The following is a 16,566-nucleotide window of genomic DNA, read 5'->3' on the forward strand; positions in this document are numbered from 1 at the left end:
GACGAGCGCTTCCAATTTATCGGTATCGATCAAATTCAGGATGAAGCGCTTTTTGCTGATTTTGTAAATAACTTAGTCCCCGATAGCCTTCTTCCTGAGTTTTCGACCATCAGTGATGCGACCCTTTCGGGGAAATTGAACCTGCTCAAAACAGCTTTTGCCAATAGCGCTGATACCTTAACCATGCTTGATCACCTTCAAGCAAACTTGGAATATGAAAAGATCGGCAGGGAAGAAATCCTCTTTCGAAATTTTCATGCGCTGTACGAGCAACATAATCTTAGAGCCGAAAAAGTATACGGATATTTCGAGCTGTTTCATGTATTCCAATACCGCGTCAATGGCAAACATCCATTGGCTTCGAAAATTAGAGAATCTGATTTAGGACTTTTAGAGAAAATTCTCTCCGTCAACTTTATGATGAATGAAAGCTATATGGTTATGCCTAGCCGAGGTTTGCCTGAGTTTATGCGCACGGGGTCGGTCAATAGCAAGATGCCTATTTCTGCGGACAACATGCTCTTCATGCACATCTATGGTGTGAAGGACTTTAAGCGCACGACTCCCGAAAACCACAAGTCGCTTATCAAGCTCGACGTTGAAGCTAGCCCCTACGAATGTTCGAGTCGGATGAATAGCACGATTCAAATACTTCCTGTGGCAGATAAAATGGAAATGACCGACGAGGGGGAGCCTTATGTTCAGTACACTGTATTCATTAGGAACTCAGATTGAGCAGAGCCGATGGATCAATAGATTTTTGGCTTAGAACCAAATTAAAAATCCAACGTCAACTGCCCTCCTTTACTTGGAGGCTCCGTATCGAGATTGCTCACCGAGATGCCAAAGAGTCGAAAGGACTGCTCACGTGGATGGGCTTCTAGTAGCTCCAAGGCGATGCTGTATATCTCCTCCTCGCGATCAGTAAAATGATCGATGGAACGGCTCCGCGTATGTGTGGTAAAATCGCTGTAGCGCAATTTGAGGGTGATCGTTTTGCCTCTGTACTTACCTTGTTTCATGCGTTGGCTTACCTCTTCGGATATGGGTTGTAACGCCGCTATTTGCTCCGTCAAATCTGAAATATCTTCGCTGTAAGTGCGCTCCGCTCCCACCGATTTGCGGATGCGATCGGGCCGCACGGGTCGCTCATCTAGTCCCCGGCAAATGTGAAAATAGTAGCTACCACTCTTACCAAAGAGCTGAACCAATTCAGGGCGAGTGTACTTCCGCAAGTCTGCACCGGTGTGAATACCCATCCCATTCAGTTTTTCGGCTGTGACCTTCCCGATACCGAAGAAGCGCTTGATCTCCAAATTGGCGGTAAACTCATCGATCTGTGTGGGATGAATCAATTTTTGCCCGTTGGGCTTGTTGATGTCCGAGGCTACTTTAGCCAGAAATTTATTGACCGAGATACCGGCACTGGCGGTAAGTTGGGTTTCATCCAAAATGCGTTGACGTATCTCGCGGGCTATTTCGGTAGCGCGGTTCATCCCGCGCTTGTTTTCGGTTACATCCAGAAAGGCCTCATCGAGCGAAAGTGGTTCCACCAAGTCGGTGTAGTCGTGAAAAATTTCGCGAATCTGTTGCGACACTTCTTTGTAGACTTCGAATCGCGATCTGGTAAATATCAACTCGGGACACTTTCGGGCGGCGATGGAGGAAGGCATCGCAGACCTAACGCCAAACTTTCGCGCTTCGTAACTTGCCGCAGCTACTACACCGCGTTCGCGGGAGCCGCCAACAGCTACGGGCTTCCCTCGCAATTCGGGATTATCGCGTTGCTCAACGGATGCAAAGAAGGCATCCATATCGATGTGCAGGATTTTGCGCAGTGTACTGGTTTTTCTAATTGCTAACTGCAAAAGTAGCAGACTTAGGGGTTGAAATACAATCAAAGCCCTCCTCCGTCATGCCTCTACTGCGTCGTGGCCTGCCAGCTCCTCCGAAGGAGCATAAAATCACGCCAATCAATTTTAACTGTTCTTACTCTACACTCTGTGCTGACCAAATAAAAAAAGGATAGCTCTGAAAACGTGTCCTCCGCTAGCGGAGTTGGATTGCGCAATCTGGCGGTACCACAAACCCGTTTTCTCATCGATCTCTTTCACCTTTTACCTCATCGAACTATATTCGCTTGAGCATTCTCCTTTAGAGAAAACTTACTGAATACATCGTCAAGTTACACGGTGCAAAACATGGAGGCATTAATTGAACTTAAAGGGAAGATACAAGCCGTCAGTACTATGGAGTAAGGCAAAGGCCTTTGCTACGCTTGCTTGTTTGGTCTTTGGTCTATCCGGTTTCGCCCAATCTCAAGCAATCGATCTCACCCTGCGTGAAGTCTCTACTTATGACTTGTCATCGGGGTTTTCAACCAACTGTTTCGAGAAATCATTCCAAGACCCGACTGGTCTTCTCTGGTTAAAATCTTGTCCATTCGTAGGATGGGAATACAACCACCATTTCACAACATTTGATGGGCACACACCCAGAATCCCTGATTTTGAAGGCGATGAATTCCCAAACGGGCTAATTGTTCAAGCTTTGGACATGACCCCTGAGGGCATAATATATGGCACCTATTCTGATGAAGTCCGAAAAAAAAATGGTCTCTTCTTCCTGAATACAATCGATAGAACGCTTCGGATTCGAGAAAGCAAAGTATTGGGCTCGGAAAGTCTCCCATTGGTTTCTTGTCAGCTAGACGGTGAATCGCTCATCCTTCTCTTTGCTGATACTACGGGATTTGACATTCGTAGGATGAACATGGCCGATGAAGTCACTGAATTGGTCCTGCGTAAGCGCTATGATTTCAACCCTAGACTGCGCCCTGAGAATAGACACAATCCCTTCATCGGTCGATTTGTTGACGCCTCGTACATTTATCACTATCAAGACAATTATTGGGTCCTTACCGGCGGTTTGCCCTTTTTCCGGTACGACGCACTCAAAGATTCATTGACTACCATTGGCGCAGAGCATTTGGGCAATGCCTATGAAGAATATCTCAGCAATCTCGACCAGCCTCCCATCTTCATACCACAAACAGATGGCCGTTTTATTTTGGCCCTGCCGAATACAGAAGCCGGGGTATTCCAATACGATGTTGAAAAAGATACTTACACCCCCTTCCCCGCACTTTTTGGAATGACGCAAAACGATCGTGCGGGAATTACTAAAAGTGCCAGCGCCCAACCGAACAAAGCAATCAGGTATCTGAAGAACGATCCCATTGAATATGAGAACGTGCTATTGAATAGCGATGGATCGGTGACCAAAGTTTTACTGCCCTCGGCTGTGCGCGAAGTGTTCTATTACCAGAAATCATCTTCGGGCCATATTCTGGTATGTACGGATGCAGGATTAATGGTCACGCAGAGCAAGGACAATACTCCGGCGCAGGCATTTTTAAACGAATTTCCTATGCGGAGCTTATTGCCCTTAAACGACTCCGTGGTTTTGATCAATGCGCGCGCCATAGGCAAACCTATCAGCACCTTCAATGTTTTGAATCCAAATGCGGAACTCAAGCCATTTTCCGACTATTTCCAAGGAAACGACGGCGGTCAATTGGTGCAAAGAACCGATGGAAAAATCTGGGTGCCTTCAGGAATTGAGGTTGCACTTATCGATGTCACGGCAAATCGCGTTTCTACATTCCCGAACCGTTTTGCAAATTTTGAACGATTCGACCTGATTGATGACACGACTTTGGCCGTTTTTTACGAAGGTGAGCTCTTTGAATGGAATCCCGTTACAGATGCTTACAAACTGCTGTTCAGCCATCCTGAGCTGATCGAACAATCCGGTTATTTACATGCCTTGCACATCCATTCCGATGGCGACTTCTATATTGCTATGAACAATGGCTTAATTCGCATTTCCAAGGATTTCAACAAACACGAAATTTTTGGAATTTCTTCTAAAGATCAACTATTGAAAATCCTTTCTATTACGGAAGATTCTGAAGGTCGGCTCTGGCTGGGCACTTATGCCCATGGCATTCAGGTTTTCAATCCGGAAGATGAATCTTTTCAACCCATTGACATTTCGAATGGATTGCTGAGCAATACGGTAGCCTCCATTGAGGCGGGTATCGATGGTATTATGTGGGCGGGGACGTTTAATGGTGTGTCCATTATCGATGCAAATACTTTCGAAGTAGTGACTACCCTCACCGAAGATGATGGCTTGGCAAACAATGAATCCAACCGATTTTCGTCAGGGAAGTTCTCAGATGGGCGCATCCTGATCGGTTCCATCACCGGGTTTTCGGTGATATCACCACATACTGTGGCTAAGGCGATGGAGCACCATACATTGCCGGAGATTTTTCTATCTGCTGCATCCTGGAAAGATGCCGATACGGGCGAAGAAAGGATAGCTTATACAAGCAGCGATGAAATCATTGAACTTCCGGCCAATAAACGCGACCTCACATTGGAACTTGCTTTGAATGTATATGGAGAGCCAAACACGCATAAATTCAAATACAAAATTGGAGAAGGCGCATGGCAATTCGCAGGTTCCAGTCAAAGGTTGTACCTAAATAGCTTGCCGACAGGCTCCTACTCCATTCAGGTAAAAGGTATCGATCATCTCGGTAACGAATCAGTCAATACTGCTGTGATCCCAATCAATGTATTGCCCTTTTTCTACCAGCAATGGTGGTTCTATTTGCTCTGTGCATTGCCTTTCTTGGTTTTTGGATTTGCGTGGGTACGTCGTCAGAAAAAAATCAAAAAGGAATTGATTACTGAGGTAGACTTGGCCACATCTAAGCTAAAAGAGGACAAGGTATTGATCGAAAGTCAAGCCAGGAAACTTCAAGAATTGGATGAACTTAAATCGCGGTTTTTCACCAATATCTCTCACGAGTTCCGAACGCCCCTTTCTGTGATATTGGGCATTGCCAATAGGCTGGAAAAGCATCCGGATGAAGGGGTAAACACAAATGTGGGGCTCATTCAGAAGAACACAAACATTCTGCTCAACCTCATCAATCAAATTCTAGACCTGGTAAAACTCGAAGCGGGTGAGCTGCAGATAGATTATGTGCAAGCCAATATGATTGCCTTCATTCATCGGATAGTAGATGGTATAAAACCACTTGCCGATAGTAAAGGTGTGAGTGTGCAATTGCACTGCACTCCCGAAGAATTGGTGATGGATCTTGACCAAAACAAAACCTTTAGGATTCTGGCAAACTTGCTGAGCAATGCGATTAAGTTCACTCCGGAAAATGGTGAAGTCAAGATCAATACCTTGGTTGAAAATGGAAAGCTCAAACTAACCGTTTCCGATACGGGGCGTGGTATACCTGCCGATAATCTGCCGTTGATATTCGACCGTTTTTACCAAGTAGATTCCTCAACCATTCGTGAAGGTGAGGGAACGGGTATCGGTCTGAACTTCACCAAAGAGCTGATAGAACTCCTTTCGGGAACCATCGAAGTACAAAGTACTGTGGGCCGAGGAACTACTTTTACCGTTTGGCTTCCCATAAAGCACAATGCTGCACTCACGAAGATCCAAGATTTGGAATCGACCGAGAGCATAATGATGCTGCCCGCGAGCGAGGAAATGACTGCAACGGAATTACCTCCTGATGATTTTCCCCTCCTATTGATCATTGAGGACAATGCCGACGTGGCAAAAGTGCTAAGGCTCATCTTGCAACCGACTTATCGTTTGAGCATAGCGGAGAATGGGCAAATTGGGATTGATCAGGCCAAAGCGCTGGTGCCCGATATGGTGCTCTCGGACGTGATGATGCCTGTGAAAGATGGTGTGCAAGTATTGAATGAATTGAAAAACGACCCCATTACTTCGCATATCCCGGTCATATTGCTCACTGCCAAAGCAGATATGAAATCGCGCCTGGAAGGGCTGCGCAGAGGTGCCGACGATTATTTGAGCAAGCCTTTTCACGAGGAAGAGCTCAAACTCAGAATTAAAAACAATCTGGAAGCCAAGCAACGCTTGCAGGCGCGCTACCAAAATGGAGCACCAACCAATCCGAGTAACCATCCGGAGGTTGAGCTGGAAGATGCGTTCATTCTGAGTTTACAAAAAATCCTCGAAGCGCATTTGGACAACAGTGAATTTGGTATCAAAGATTTTTGTGCCGAACTAGGCGTGAGCCGCATGCAACTCCACAACAAACTCAAAGCCCTTACAGGACTTTCTACTTCCAATTACATTCGATCCTTGCGCCTGAAAAAGGCCAAAGAATTGATGAAAAATGCTGAGTTAACCGTTTCAGAAATCGGATACATGGTAGGATTTGCATCCCATGCTTATTTCAGCAGAAGTTTCAGCGAACAATTTGGCCAATCGCCTTCCGAATACAGGGAAAAGCTGTCTTAGGCACCGCAGCTAAGCATGCGATAAGGAGCAAAAAACAGCTCCGTAAACCACTGTTTAACAGGATGATTTACAATAGTGCATAATGCAAATACAATGTTGCAAAGCGATGCTTGCATTGTGTCTCATATTTGGATTGAACAAAATGTGAACTGATAACACAAACACCATGAAACACTTCTACAAGTTTCTTTTTTTAGCGGCCATTTTACAAGCTCAATTTGTACATGCCCAAGATTTCACCACAACTTTTTTCGCTCCGAACATTGCAGACTGGAATGAAGTTGCACCAGAATCCGTCTCCGTTACATTCTCGTCTAATAATGTAGCATTGGGATGCACACCCGAAATGGTCATGGGTCAATCAATCCCTTTTTCTTGGTATCAAAACATACTAAACCAAGAGTACAAATGGAATACTGTAGCTCCCAATACGGCGGTCGAAATCACCATTGAATTTGAATTTGAAACTGGCGAAATATTTGAACCAGCTCTCTTTCCTTTTCACAACGAAATAAGTGTCGATTACAACGGAATTTCCCAAACAATTGCGCTAGAGGTAGACGATAATTTCGTGTCACCTTCCATGTCCTGTACCTTCACAATCGATACCGGCGACCCTATCTTTGAAGAACCATACAGCCGTGGGCTAGACATCGTATTCTGGGATCGCAACAATATTTTTGACGATGCCTTTACGATGGCTACTCAGTTTTTTATTCCGGGTGACCGAATGATAAACAATCCGCTATGGACGACTACTGCTCCATCTACCCCACAGCTCATTTTGCGCGACCCGCCCGGTGATGGTAGTTTTACAGAAATCATTCAAGGCGATGAGACCTGTCACGGACACGCCGTGTCGGTGGCGACTGATGAATCTACCGAAGTCTGGGCATCTGTTAAACTCGGTGTGAGTGGCGAAGTGGGACTCCTTTATTCATCAACTGTGGACACTTATTTGGAAGTATCCGGGGGGCTTGAAATGGGCTTGGTTCACACGACCGTGGACGAATCAAAAATGTGTATTAGTGTTGAAAATAATTATTCTACAAGTATCGAAGACCCAATTTTCGAAGCAAACAGTGGCGATCTGTACATCGGTTCGGCCATCACATACGCCTACGGGGTATTTGAATCAGTGTATCTCGAAAGCTGCAATTTATACCAGGATAGACAACTCGCTTTTCTACCCGTCAGTTCAAGCGATTTTTTCATCTACCCGGAGAGTTATATTCTCAATACCATCATTCCAGATTTAGAAGCAAACTTGGCTACCCTTACGCCGGATACGGATCCTTACATTCAGTCAGAAGACAATTTGGAAGTTTGGGAACAATACATCCAACTCAACGCAGAAATAAAAGCGGAAGCCTTTGCCAACCAAACACCCGTACCCAAATCTTGGACAGCACAATCTGCCGAAACAGAAACAGTGAGTACCCTGACATCTGAAATGCGGGAAGTGGAATATAATATGTACATCGACCAAAATGTGGCAATTGAGGTAGGAATATACGCCGGAAACAATGGCGGAAGTGCAGGTGCCCGCATTCGCTCCAAAACGAGTAAAGGCAGTACGAACTCCTCTTCAAACCAGCACGAAACAACCATCAGCTATACCTTTGCAGATGACGATGTGATTTCATCAGAAAATCTAGATTCCGATGTATTCTCGGTAGACATCTATAAAGATCCCACTTTTGGCACGCCCATTTTCAAACTCAATGAAGAAAACACTGCCACTAGCTGTCCTTACGAAGGCGGTTACCAAATGCACAATCCGGAAATCACCTTCGAATCCAACAATTCAGATGACTTGACCATCTCAGATATTCCCAATGGAGATTCGTATACATTCGAGGTAGATATTTGCAATGACAGTGATTTTGCTCGAGAGTACTTCATCAAGGTACCATTGGAGAGTAATTTGAATGGATTACAAGTATCACTTGCCGGTACTCCGATTAATGTAAGCGATGGGATTACGACCAATATAATTCCAGCAAATACCTGCCTGGAAGATGCAGATGTGACAATAACACAAACCAATGGCAGTGAAGTATTGGACTATGAAGACATTCAAATTGTGATGTTTACGCCATGTCAACCGAGCTTTACCCCTACCACTTCTATCGTCACATTTGATGCTTATTTCACTAACAATACTACCGGACTCAATGAGTTGGAAGACAAGAACAATCTGCTCTCAGTATTTCCAAATCCAAACAAGGGGCAGTTCTCAGTAAAAGCGGAAGATCTTAAAGAAGTTAGCACTTTAGAAGTGAGAGACATTACGGGTAGAATGATCTATGAAACTCAAGTACTGCCAAATACCGAAAATCTCAACATCAACTTAGATAATGCTTCGAAAGGAATCTATATTCTCACCGTTTTCAATAGCGAAGTGCGTATGACGCAGAAAGTGGTCGTTGACTAAGCTTTGTATGAATCAGTTCGCGAGAAACCCTATTCCGATTGTCTTTCGGGATGGGGGTTTTTTGATTGTGGGAAAAGGTTGATACACTGTCTACAACTCCTCTTGCAATCTCAAAAACAATAGATTGGAAAGTCTAAGGTTTTAATAATGACATGCTCATCAAAACGAAATCTATGAAAAACTTCAGTCATTCGCGGATTCAGAGATATACCCAGCTGACACCTATTTGTGGACTCTAAAGCGTGGCTTCACAAATTGGAGGTCCTGATATTTCCTCGCGGTAAGAGAAGAAGGCATGGCCGAGAAGGCAAACCAATCTCGATTGATATATTTACCTCTTTAAGAAAATCATTTAACACACGGATATTCCAACCAAAAGCCATGATAAAACGATTTTTTAAGTGGACAGCTAAAATTATTCTTGGATTGATCTTGCTCATCGCCTTGGCCTACGGAGGCTTTCACCTAATAGAATACGCTACTGGTGGAAAATACGTGGAGTACCTTTCGGCAAATAGCGAGACCATTGGCACAGAAGAGGCTTTCACATTTGACCTTATGAGTGCTGATATCGAGAACAGTAAACTCATCCTTGCGGGAGAAATTCACGGCTTTAAAACGCCGCAACAGTTCGATCTCAACTTCTTTAAATACCTACACCGAGATCACGGAGTGCGCACATATGTGGCCGAGCTCGACTTTGTTCAGGCCGAGCTTATGAATCGATACATGAAATCAGGTAGCGAAGAAGAACTCTACCGAATTCTCGAAAACTGGACCGTGGTGCAAGGACGCAGAAACATGGACTACTACGATAAGTACCGCAAGCTTCAGGTTTATTACGACTCCCTTCCGTCAGAAGAGCGTTTCCAATTTATCGGCATTGATCAAATTCAGGATGAAACACTCTTTGCCGAATTTGTCAATGACCTGGTACCCGATAGCCTTCTTTCTGAAGTCTCGACCATCAGTGACACCACACTTTCGGGGAAGATCAATTGGCTTGAAACGGCTTTCGCCAATAGCGCTGACACCTTGGCCATGCTGGCTCATATTCAAGCAAACTTGGACTACGGAAAGATCGGAAGGGAAGAAATCCTCTTTCAAAATTTTCACGCATTGTACCAACAGCATAATCTTGGCGAAGAAAAAGTATATGGATATTTTGGTCTGTTTCATGTATTTCAATACCGCGTCAATGGCAATCATCCACTGGCGTCAAAAATCAGAGAATCCGATTTGGGACTGGAAGGAAACATTCTCTCCATCAATTTTATGATGAACGAAAGCTATATGGTAATGCCCAGCAATGGCCTGCCTGAGTTTATGCGCACCGGGCCCGTGAATAGTAAGATGCCCATTTCGGCGGACAACATGCTCTTCATGTACATCTACGGCGTAAAGGATTTTAAGCGCATGACTCCCGAAAACAGCAAATCGTTGATCAAGCTAGATGGAGAAGGAAGTCCTTACGAAAACTCATCGCGAATGAACACGACCATTCAGATACTTCCTGTGGCAGATAAAATGGAAATGACCGACGAGGGTAAGCCTTATGTTCAATACACGGTATTCGTGAGAAACTCTGATTGGGCAGAGCCAATGGAAGAATAGAGAACATGAGAATCCCTTGGCCTATTTGTTTCCTCCTCTTCGTTTGTTTTGGCTGTACGGCCAATAAGCAACTAACAAAAGGAAGCGTCGAACCAAAGGAGTTTAATGCTAAAGTATCCTTTACCACAGCCAAGTCATTGGTCCTGATCCCTTGCGAAATAGAAGGAAATACCAAGAATTTTATTTTCGATACAGGCGCGCAAGTCACCACTATCCAACGGGATTCAATCTTTGGCGAGATCATTACGGTTAGAGGTGGCTCAAATCGAACCGTGGAAAATGGCAGCGAAACGGTAGCCTCCTTAAAAATTGGAGAAGTAGATTTCATCAACACTTTCGCCACCAATGAAAATGAGGTGGAGTTGAGCAAAAGAATCCCTAATTATGGCGGCATCCTTGGAAGAACGGTGATTGACAAAGCCAATTGGCTGATCAACTACCCTGAGAAAACAATCGAGCTATCGAATGAGAACATCTGCACGGATGGCTTTACGGACATTCCTCTGCTCGAATCATCGACCACCCCTTACACCTTCGTGGAAATAGATGGCGTGTCTTATCAAGCCATTCTCGATTTGGGATCGACTTCCGTTTTCAACGTACCGGAAGACACCGAGCTCGCCAAATTACTCTTGAGTAAATACAATTTTGAGAAAAACACCAGAGAAAGGTATACTGTGGGTGGCACACAGAATGTGACGGAACTCATCGGTTCCGTTCCTGCCATGTCTATTGGCGACCTCACGTTTACGGACGTGCGCGTCAACATCAACCAATCCAGTCAGATCAGGCTCGGGATGCCATTCTTCGCAGCCTACGAGATTTGCATTGACAATGAAAACCATCGGTACCGCATTCGGTAAGGTTTGGCTCGAACCTCCTATCATTTGAAACTTTAACACCTCGCCTTGAGTCTCCTATATGATAGGTTCCATATCTTGGCATATAGCACGCGAAGCTTGCGACAAATCATGAAACTCGATATGAAAAACATTTGTCCTCTCATCTTCATACTTCTTTTTAACTCTTGCGACTGGAACAGATCAAGTGAGATAAGCGAAACTACCGCAATCCCGCCACAAGAAATCCTTGTCCCCGCCTTTCAAGCACTGATTGATTCAGCGGATGTAGAAGGAGCCATTCTGATCTACGATTTGGAGAAAGATCAATACCATTCCAATGACTTTGGATGGTCGCGAAAAGGTCAATTGCCCGCCTCCACATTCAAAATCACCAATTCAATGATTGCGCTGGAAACCGGTGTAATCGAAGACGACAGTACCCTTATCAAATGGGACGGAGAAGACAGGAGAATGAAAGTTTGGGAACAGGATCTGGTTTTTAGAGATGCCTTCCACTTTTCTTGCGTTCCGTGCTATCAGGAAATCGCTAGAGAAATCGGAGTGGAAAGAATGAACGGTTTTTTAAGTAAACTCAACTATGGCTCCATGGTGGTCGACTCAGCATCGATCGATCTCTTTTGGCTAGTGGGTGATTCCAAGATCACTCCTTTTGAACAGATCCATTTCCTAGAGCGGTTTTACCACTCCGAAATGCCCATCTCCGAACAAACGGAAACGACCATGAAAAGACTCATGATTATTGAGGAGACGGAAGCTTATACAATCAGTGGGAAGACCGGGTGGTCTATTCGAAACGGAAAAGACAATGGATGGTTTGTCGGATATCTCGAAGTACCCGAAAACACCTATTTCTTTGCCACAAATGTAGAACCTAAGGCAAATTTTGAAATGGATAGATTTCAGATGATCAGAAAGGACCTCTCGTATAAAGCTTTCAAAGAAATGAGGCTTATTGAATGAGCCTGAGTTTCGTCTCATCACATCACTATATTCAGTGATAGAGCACAATAAGCAACTGCATCTTGCTGTTTACTAATTACCTGCTCATTAAAAAATTGAAATGAATGAAATCAATCTTGCTCGGACTACTGGTCTTGACTATGGCTGCGTGCAGTCATAAACCTACCGTAAAGGAACTTAAAGCATTTGCCGCAATCGAATCCTACCCCTTCGACACTTACTTGGATACCGTTTCCAATAAAAAAGCATTAATTATAGTAGCACACGATGACGATGACTGTGCTATGTCGGGAACGATAGCCGGCTTAACACAAAAAGGATGGACCATCAAACAATTGAGTTTGGTGAGCCACATCAACCCCGAAACAAGTACGAATTCAGCCCACATCATCTGTGATGGCAATGAATTGATCTTAGACGATGGCCTCTATCGCTTGGGGCTGGACACCTCGACTAGCCCATATGTGCCGATACCACACGAAGCATTTGATCGTTTATTTCTTCGAGAAAAAGTTGCCGCGGCTTTGGTCGAAAAGATCAATGCTTTCAATCCCTCGGTGCTCTTTACATTGGACAATGAAAAAGGTGGATACGGCCACCCCGACCATGTCTTCATCAGTCAGTTGGTAGTTGATTTATTAAGCGAGAATAAAATAAATGCGCAAAGAATTTATCAATCCGTCTACACCGATCACATGGAAGAAGTAATCGTAGATACCTGGCTCAAGGCCAAAATGGAAGAATGGGGATATCCACATGCGAGCACTATAGCCAATGAAATGTATGGAATCGACGGAATGCCAGAACCCGACGTGCAAGTCGACATATTCCCTTATGCCGAAACGAAAATGAACTACCTGCGAGACTATCCTGAAAGTGCGAAAAGAAATCTACGGAAGTTCATCCCGTACTACGAAGAGTTTGACGCCAAGACGTACTTTGCCATTTTTAATCGAGAGTTTTTTAGAGTGGTTGGAAGTGAATCCTTTTCCCTCTCGCCCGTCAGGAAAGCGCAAGTGCACACGAACTAGAATCCTCACATGCGAAATAAATAAAGGCAACAAATGGACCATATTGAAGAAGTATTTATCCGATCGAAATTCACCTTGAAGTATCCCGAATGTTGGACTCCGCTTGACTGGAACGACGAGATCAAATACCTCTCCATGGTGGAAATTGAAAGCAAGGTGATTTTTCATGAGCCCGAGCGTCAATAAGTGGCACTTATTCCATTTCATTTAATTAAATATAGAACTGTATCTTTCAGGGCAATTCCTTTGGGTAAGTGATTTTACCATCCCAAACCCAAAGGTCCAAAACAATTACACACTGCCAGCTTCAAGTAACGAGCTACTAGCGACCAAAAACAAGAAAATGGAAATCGACCGTAAAGGCTTTATTAAAAAATCTTCACTTTTAACCTTAGGCGCAGGAAGCCTAATTGCCATGCCCATTACCACAGTAGCGGCTCCCCATCTGATGCAAAAAGAAGAGGGTATCAACATCATTGGTCCCAAAAAGGGATACTCATCGCAAATCGGTACACTTGTATCGATGATGGATTGGATGAGAATGATCATTCTCAATCCCGTAAAAGATATGAGCGTTGAAGATCTTGATTACCTCGTAGATGAAAATGCCAACTCCATCGGCGCTATGCTTTGGCACTTGGCGGCTACAGAACGCTTTTACCAGCTCCACACCTTTGAAGGCTACAAGTGGGGCGAGTGGCCTGAATCAGAAAACGAGGAATGGGGTACAGCCTCCGGACTGGGTGATGAAGCCCGCGAGAAAATAAAAGGAAACGATCTCGATTTCTATTTAGAAAAACTCGAAGATGTGCGCAGCGCTACTTTGAAAGAATTCAAAAAACGGGACGACGATTGGCTCATGTCGGTTGACGAAGATTGGTTCTGGGGCCCCACTAATAATTACTGCAAATGGTTCCACGTGTGCGAGCACGAATCCAACCACAACGGTCAGTTTAAGTTTATCAAAAGTCGACTGCCTTCGGCGAAGAAGGACTAGCTGCAGTCAGAGTAGTTCCGGGCTGTTATAAGAATGATCGTCGAGCAGACTCCTTCTGATCAACATACATCTCATTAACAGAAAAATACTTTCATCTCATCTTCGTATTTTTGCGCATGACCGAGACAAACAGGCTCTGCATCTTATTCAGCTTACTCTTTGCTTGCTTTGGTTCCTATGGTCAAACTGAAATTGACCATTGGGAGACCGCCGTATATTCTGATGATGTTTGGTCATTTCGCTTGGGTACTTCGGCGCCGCCACAGGATTGGATGATGCCCGACTTTGACGACAGTTCTTGGCTATCGGGACAAGGAGGAATTGGTTATGGCGATGGCGATGACAATACCGAAATTGACCCCGTCCATTCACTCTTTTTAAGAATAGACTTCGATCTGATCGATACTTCCTTGATCACCATGGCTATCTTTCATGCCGATTACGACGATGCCTTCGTAGCTTATCTCAACGGAACCGAAATAGGGAGGGGAAACATCGGCGACCCAACCGCAATTTTGGAATACAACGAATCACCTCCAACAGATCAAGAGGCAGTTTTATACACGGGAGGCCTGCCCGAAGCGTTTCCACTTTATCCATTTACATTTGATCAACTCGTTCAGGAAGGGCAAAATACCTTGGCCATTCAAGTCAATAATTTCCTGATCACCTCTTCTGATCTTTCAGGCAATTTCTTCTTTTCCCTGGGAATAACCGATTCCTCTTTTAATTATGGCCCCACTCCCGAATGGTTTTTTGAACCCTTCTTAGCGACAGAGCTACCGCTGATTCAAATCTTGACTAATGGACAGGAAATTCTAAACGATCCCAGAATCGTGGCCCAAATGAAAATAATCGATAACGGACCTGGCGAATTGAATTACATCGATAATCATCCAACTGACTACGACGGGCAAGTCGCAATTGAAATAAGAGGCGAATCTTCTCAATTTTTTGAGAAGAAGAATTACGCCTTTGAAACTCAAACAGAAGACGGTGAGAACAGCAATGTTTCCCTATTGGGAATGCCCTCAGAAAACGACTGGATTCTTCACGGACCCTATTCTGACAAGAGCTTGATCAGAAATGCGCTCACTTTCGAAATGGGGAATGACATCATGGAGTATGCCTCCAGAACCCGCTTTTGCGAACTGATCATCAACGATGATTACCGCGGAGTTTACCTGCTTATGGAGAAGATCAAGCAGGACGATTCGAGGGTGGATATCGCTACCCTCCTACCCGAAGACATCGAAGGTGATGAGCTGACAGGCGGATATATTTTGGAGATCGACAGGGACAATTTCGAAATAGAAGAGGACGGCTTTTACTCCTCCTTTCCATTGTATGCCTTTTATACTTTTCACGATCCTGACTTCGATCAATTAATGCCCGAGCAGAAAGCATACATCCAAGAATGGATTTACGATTTCGAATTGGCCTTGTACCTATCCGGTTACGAATCGACTTATCAAAACTACCTCGATATTGAATCGTTCATAGACTACTTTCTGATCAATGAATTGACAAAGCAGATTGATGCGTTCAAGCTTAGCTTTTACATGTATAAGCAAAAAGACAGCAATGGAGGGAAGCTTCACATGGGGCCTATTTGGGATTTCAATCTAGGGTATAGCAATTTCGATTTTGCCTGCGACCCCAATCCCGAAGGTTGGATTTACCCCTGCACGGCGTGGCCGTTTTGGGTAGAGAGGTTAATGACTATTGACGAGGTGCAGGATCAAATGTATTGCCGCTGGCAGCAATTGAGAGAAGATAAATTGGAAACTGCATTTTTGATGAATCGAATTGATTCGCTGGTCAATCACATTGGCCCTGCCGCCGATCGAAATTTCGAGCGATACGATGTGCTCGGAAACTATGTTTGGCCCAATGTCTTTATCGGTGAGACCTATGATGAAGAGGTAGAGTATATGCGCGATTGGCTCCTCCAAAGACTCCTTTGGATGGATCAAAACATGTTTGGTAGTACGAGCGCAAACTGCAGCGAAATTCTCAGCTTGAATGTGGAACAATCCAATACACCTTTGAAGGTTTACCCCAATCCTTTTACCGACAAGGTGACATTCTCTTTCAGTGATGAAGCGAATACGAGAGGTGAAGTCTTGATCTATACGGTCACGGGAGAAGTAGTCTTAAGGTTCAGTCCTTCAGAAGGTCTATCCGACGGATTCTCTCAACTCAACAGTGGCATCTATTTTTTTGAATATCGAATAGAAAATCAACCCGTTCAACAGGGTAAACTTGTGAAACAATAGTGCTTAGAGC

At 44.4% G+C, this 16,566-nt stretch carries 11 protein-coding genes; 10 read left to right on the plus strand and 1 reads right to left on the minus strand.

Going from position 1 to position 16,566, the window contains the following annotated elements; genetic code table 11:
* Positions 1-135 precede the first annotated feature (135 nt).
* Positions 136-735: a hypothetical protein gene (locus O3Q51_09555; GenBank protein ID MCZ4409054.1), complete on the plus strand. Its 600-nt coding sequence runs from the start codon at positions 136-138 to the stop codon at positions 733-735.
* Between the two features lie 41 nt (positions 736-776).
* On the opposite strand, the gene dinB is transcribed toward O3Q51_09555, so the two are convergent.
* Positions 777-1,868 (minus strand): DNA polymerase IV, encoded by a 1,092-nt coding sequence (gene dinB / locus O3Q51_09560; GenBank protein ID MCZ4409055.1) that lies wholly within the window; start codon positions 1,866-1,868, stop codon positions 777-779.
* 346 nt (positions 1,869-2,214) lie between these two features.
* Between dinB and O3Q51_09565 the strand changes: the two genes are divergently transcribed.
* The 9 genes from O3Q51_09565 (at position 2,215) to O3Q51_09605 (ending at position 16,556) form a co-directional block, all read left to right on the plus strand.
* Positions 2,215-6,375 (plus strand): ATP-binding protein, encoded by a 4,161-nt coding sequence (locus O3Q51_09565; protein MCZ4409056.1) that lies wholly within the window; start codon positions 2,215-2,217, stop codon positions 6,373-6,375.
* A 166-nt stretch (positions 6,376-6,541) separates the two neighbouring features.
* Positions 6,542-8,812 (plus strand): T9SS type A sorting domain-containing protein, encoded by a 2,271-nt coding sequence (locus O3Q51_09570; protein ID MCZ4409057.1) that lies wholly within the window; start codon positions 6,542-6,544, stop codon positions 8,810-8,812.
* 381 nt (positions 8,813-9,193) lie between these two features.
* The gene (locus O3Q51_09575) at positions 9,194-10,426 is read left to right on the plus strand and encodes a hypothetical protein (protein MCZ4409058.1); all 1,233 of its coding nucleotides are present in this window, start codon (positions 9,194-9,196) and stop codon (positions 10,424-10,426) included.
* 5 nt (positions 10,427-10,431) lie between these two features.
* Positions 10,432-11,289 (plus strand): pepsin/retropepsin-like aspartic protease family protein, encoded by an 858-nt coding sequence (locus tag O3Q51_09580; protein MCZ4409059.1) that lies wholly within the window; start codon positions 10,432-10,434, stop codon positions 11,287-11,289.
* Between the two features lie 120 nt (positions 11,290-11,409).
* Positions 11,410-12,249, plus strand: coding sequence for a penicillin-binding transpeptidase domain-containing protein (locus O3Q51_09585; GenBank protein ID MCZ4409060.1), 840 nt, complete (start codon positions 11,410-11,412; stop codon positions 12,247-12,249).
* A gap of 104 nt (positions 12,250-12,353) precedes the next feature.
* Complete coding sequence (locus O3Q51_09590) at positions 12,354-13,280, plus strand: PIG-L family deacetylase (GenBank protein ID MCZ4409061.1); 927 nt, start codon at positions 12,354-12,356, stop codon at positions 13,278-13,280.
* A 33-nt stretch (positions 13,281-13,313) separates the two neighbouring features.
* Positions 13,314-13,466, plus strand: coding sequence for a hypothetical protein (locus O3Q51_09595; protein ID MCZ4409062.1), 153 nt, complete (start codon positions 13,314-13,316; stop codon positions 13,464-13,466).
* A gap of 157 nt (positions 13,467-13,623) precedes the next feature.
* The gene (locus tag O3Q51_09600; protein ID MCZ4409063.1) at positions 13,624-14,277 is read left to right on the plus strand and encodes a DinB family protein; all 654 of its coding nucleotides are present in this window, start codon (positions 13,624-13,626) and stop codon (positions 14,275-14,277) included.
* A gap of 116 nt (positions 14,278-14,393) precedes the next feature.
* Positions 14,394-16,556: a CotH kinase family protein gene (locus O3Q51_09605; protein MCZ4409064.1), complete on the plus strand. Its 2,163-nt coding sequence runs from the start codon at positions 14,394-14,396 to the stop codon at positions 16,554-16,556.
* Positions 16,557-16,566: the final 10 nt, after the last annotated feature.

The sequence above is a fragment of the Cryomorphaceae bacterium 1068 genome (assembly GCA_027214385.1).
Classification (GTDB): Bacteria; Bacteroidota; Bacteroidia; order Flavobacteriales_D; family Cryomorphaceae; genus JAKVAV01.

What these genes read in the sequence shown, in the direction of transcription:
- O3Q51_09570 (MCZ4409057.1), top strand. Translation starts at nt 6,542, where the DNA reads ATGAAACACTTCTACAAGTTTCTTTTTTTAGCGGCCATTTTACAAGCT.
- O3Q51_09575 (MCZ4409058.1), top strand. Translation starts at nt 9,194, where the DNA reads ATGATAAAACGATTTTTTAAGTGGACAGCTAAAATTATTCTTGGATTG.
- O3Q51_09580 (MCZ4409059.1), top strand. Translation starts at nt 10,432, where the DNA reads ATGAGAATCCCTTGGCCTATTTGTTTCCTCCTCTTCGTTTGTTTTGGC.
- O3Q51_09585 (MCZ4409060.1), top strand. Translation starts at nt 11,410, where the DNA reads ATGAAAAACATTTGTCCTCTCATCTTCATACTTCTTTTTAACTCTTGC.
- O3Q51_09590 (MCZ4409061.1), top strand. Translation starts at nt 12,354, where the DNA reads ATGAAATCAATCTTGCTCGGACTACTGGTCTTGACTATGGCTGCGTGC.
- O3Q51_09595 (MCZ4409062.1), top strand. Translation starts at nt 13,314, where the DNA reads ATGGACCATATTGAAGAAGTATTTATCCGATCGAAATTCACCTTGAAG.
- O3Q51_09600 (MCZ4409063.1), top strand. Translation starts at nt 13,624, where the DNA reads ATGGAAATCGACCGTAAAGGCTTTATTAAAAAATCTTCACTTTTAACC.
- O3Q51_09605 (MCZ4409064.1), top strand. Translation starts at nt 14,394, where the DNA reads ATGACCGAGACAAACAGGCTCTGCATCTTATTCAGCTTACTCTTTGCT.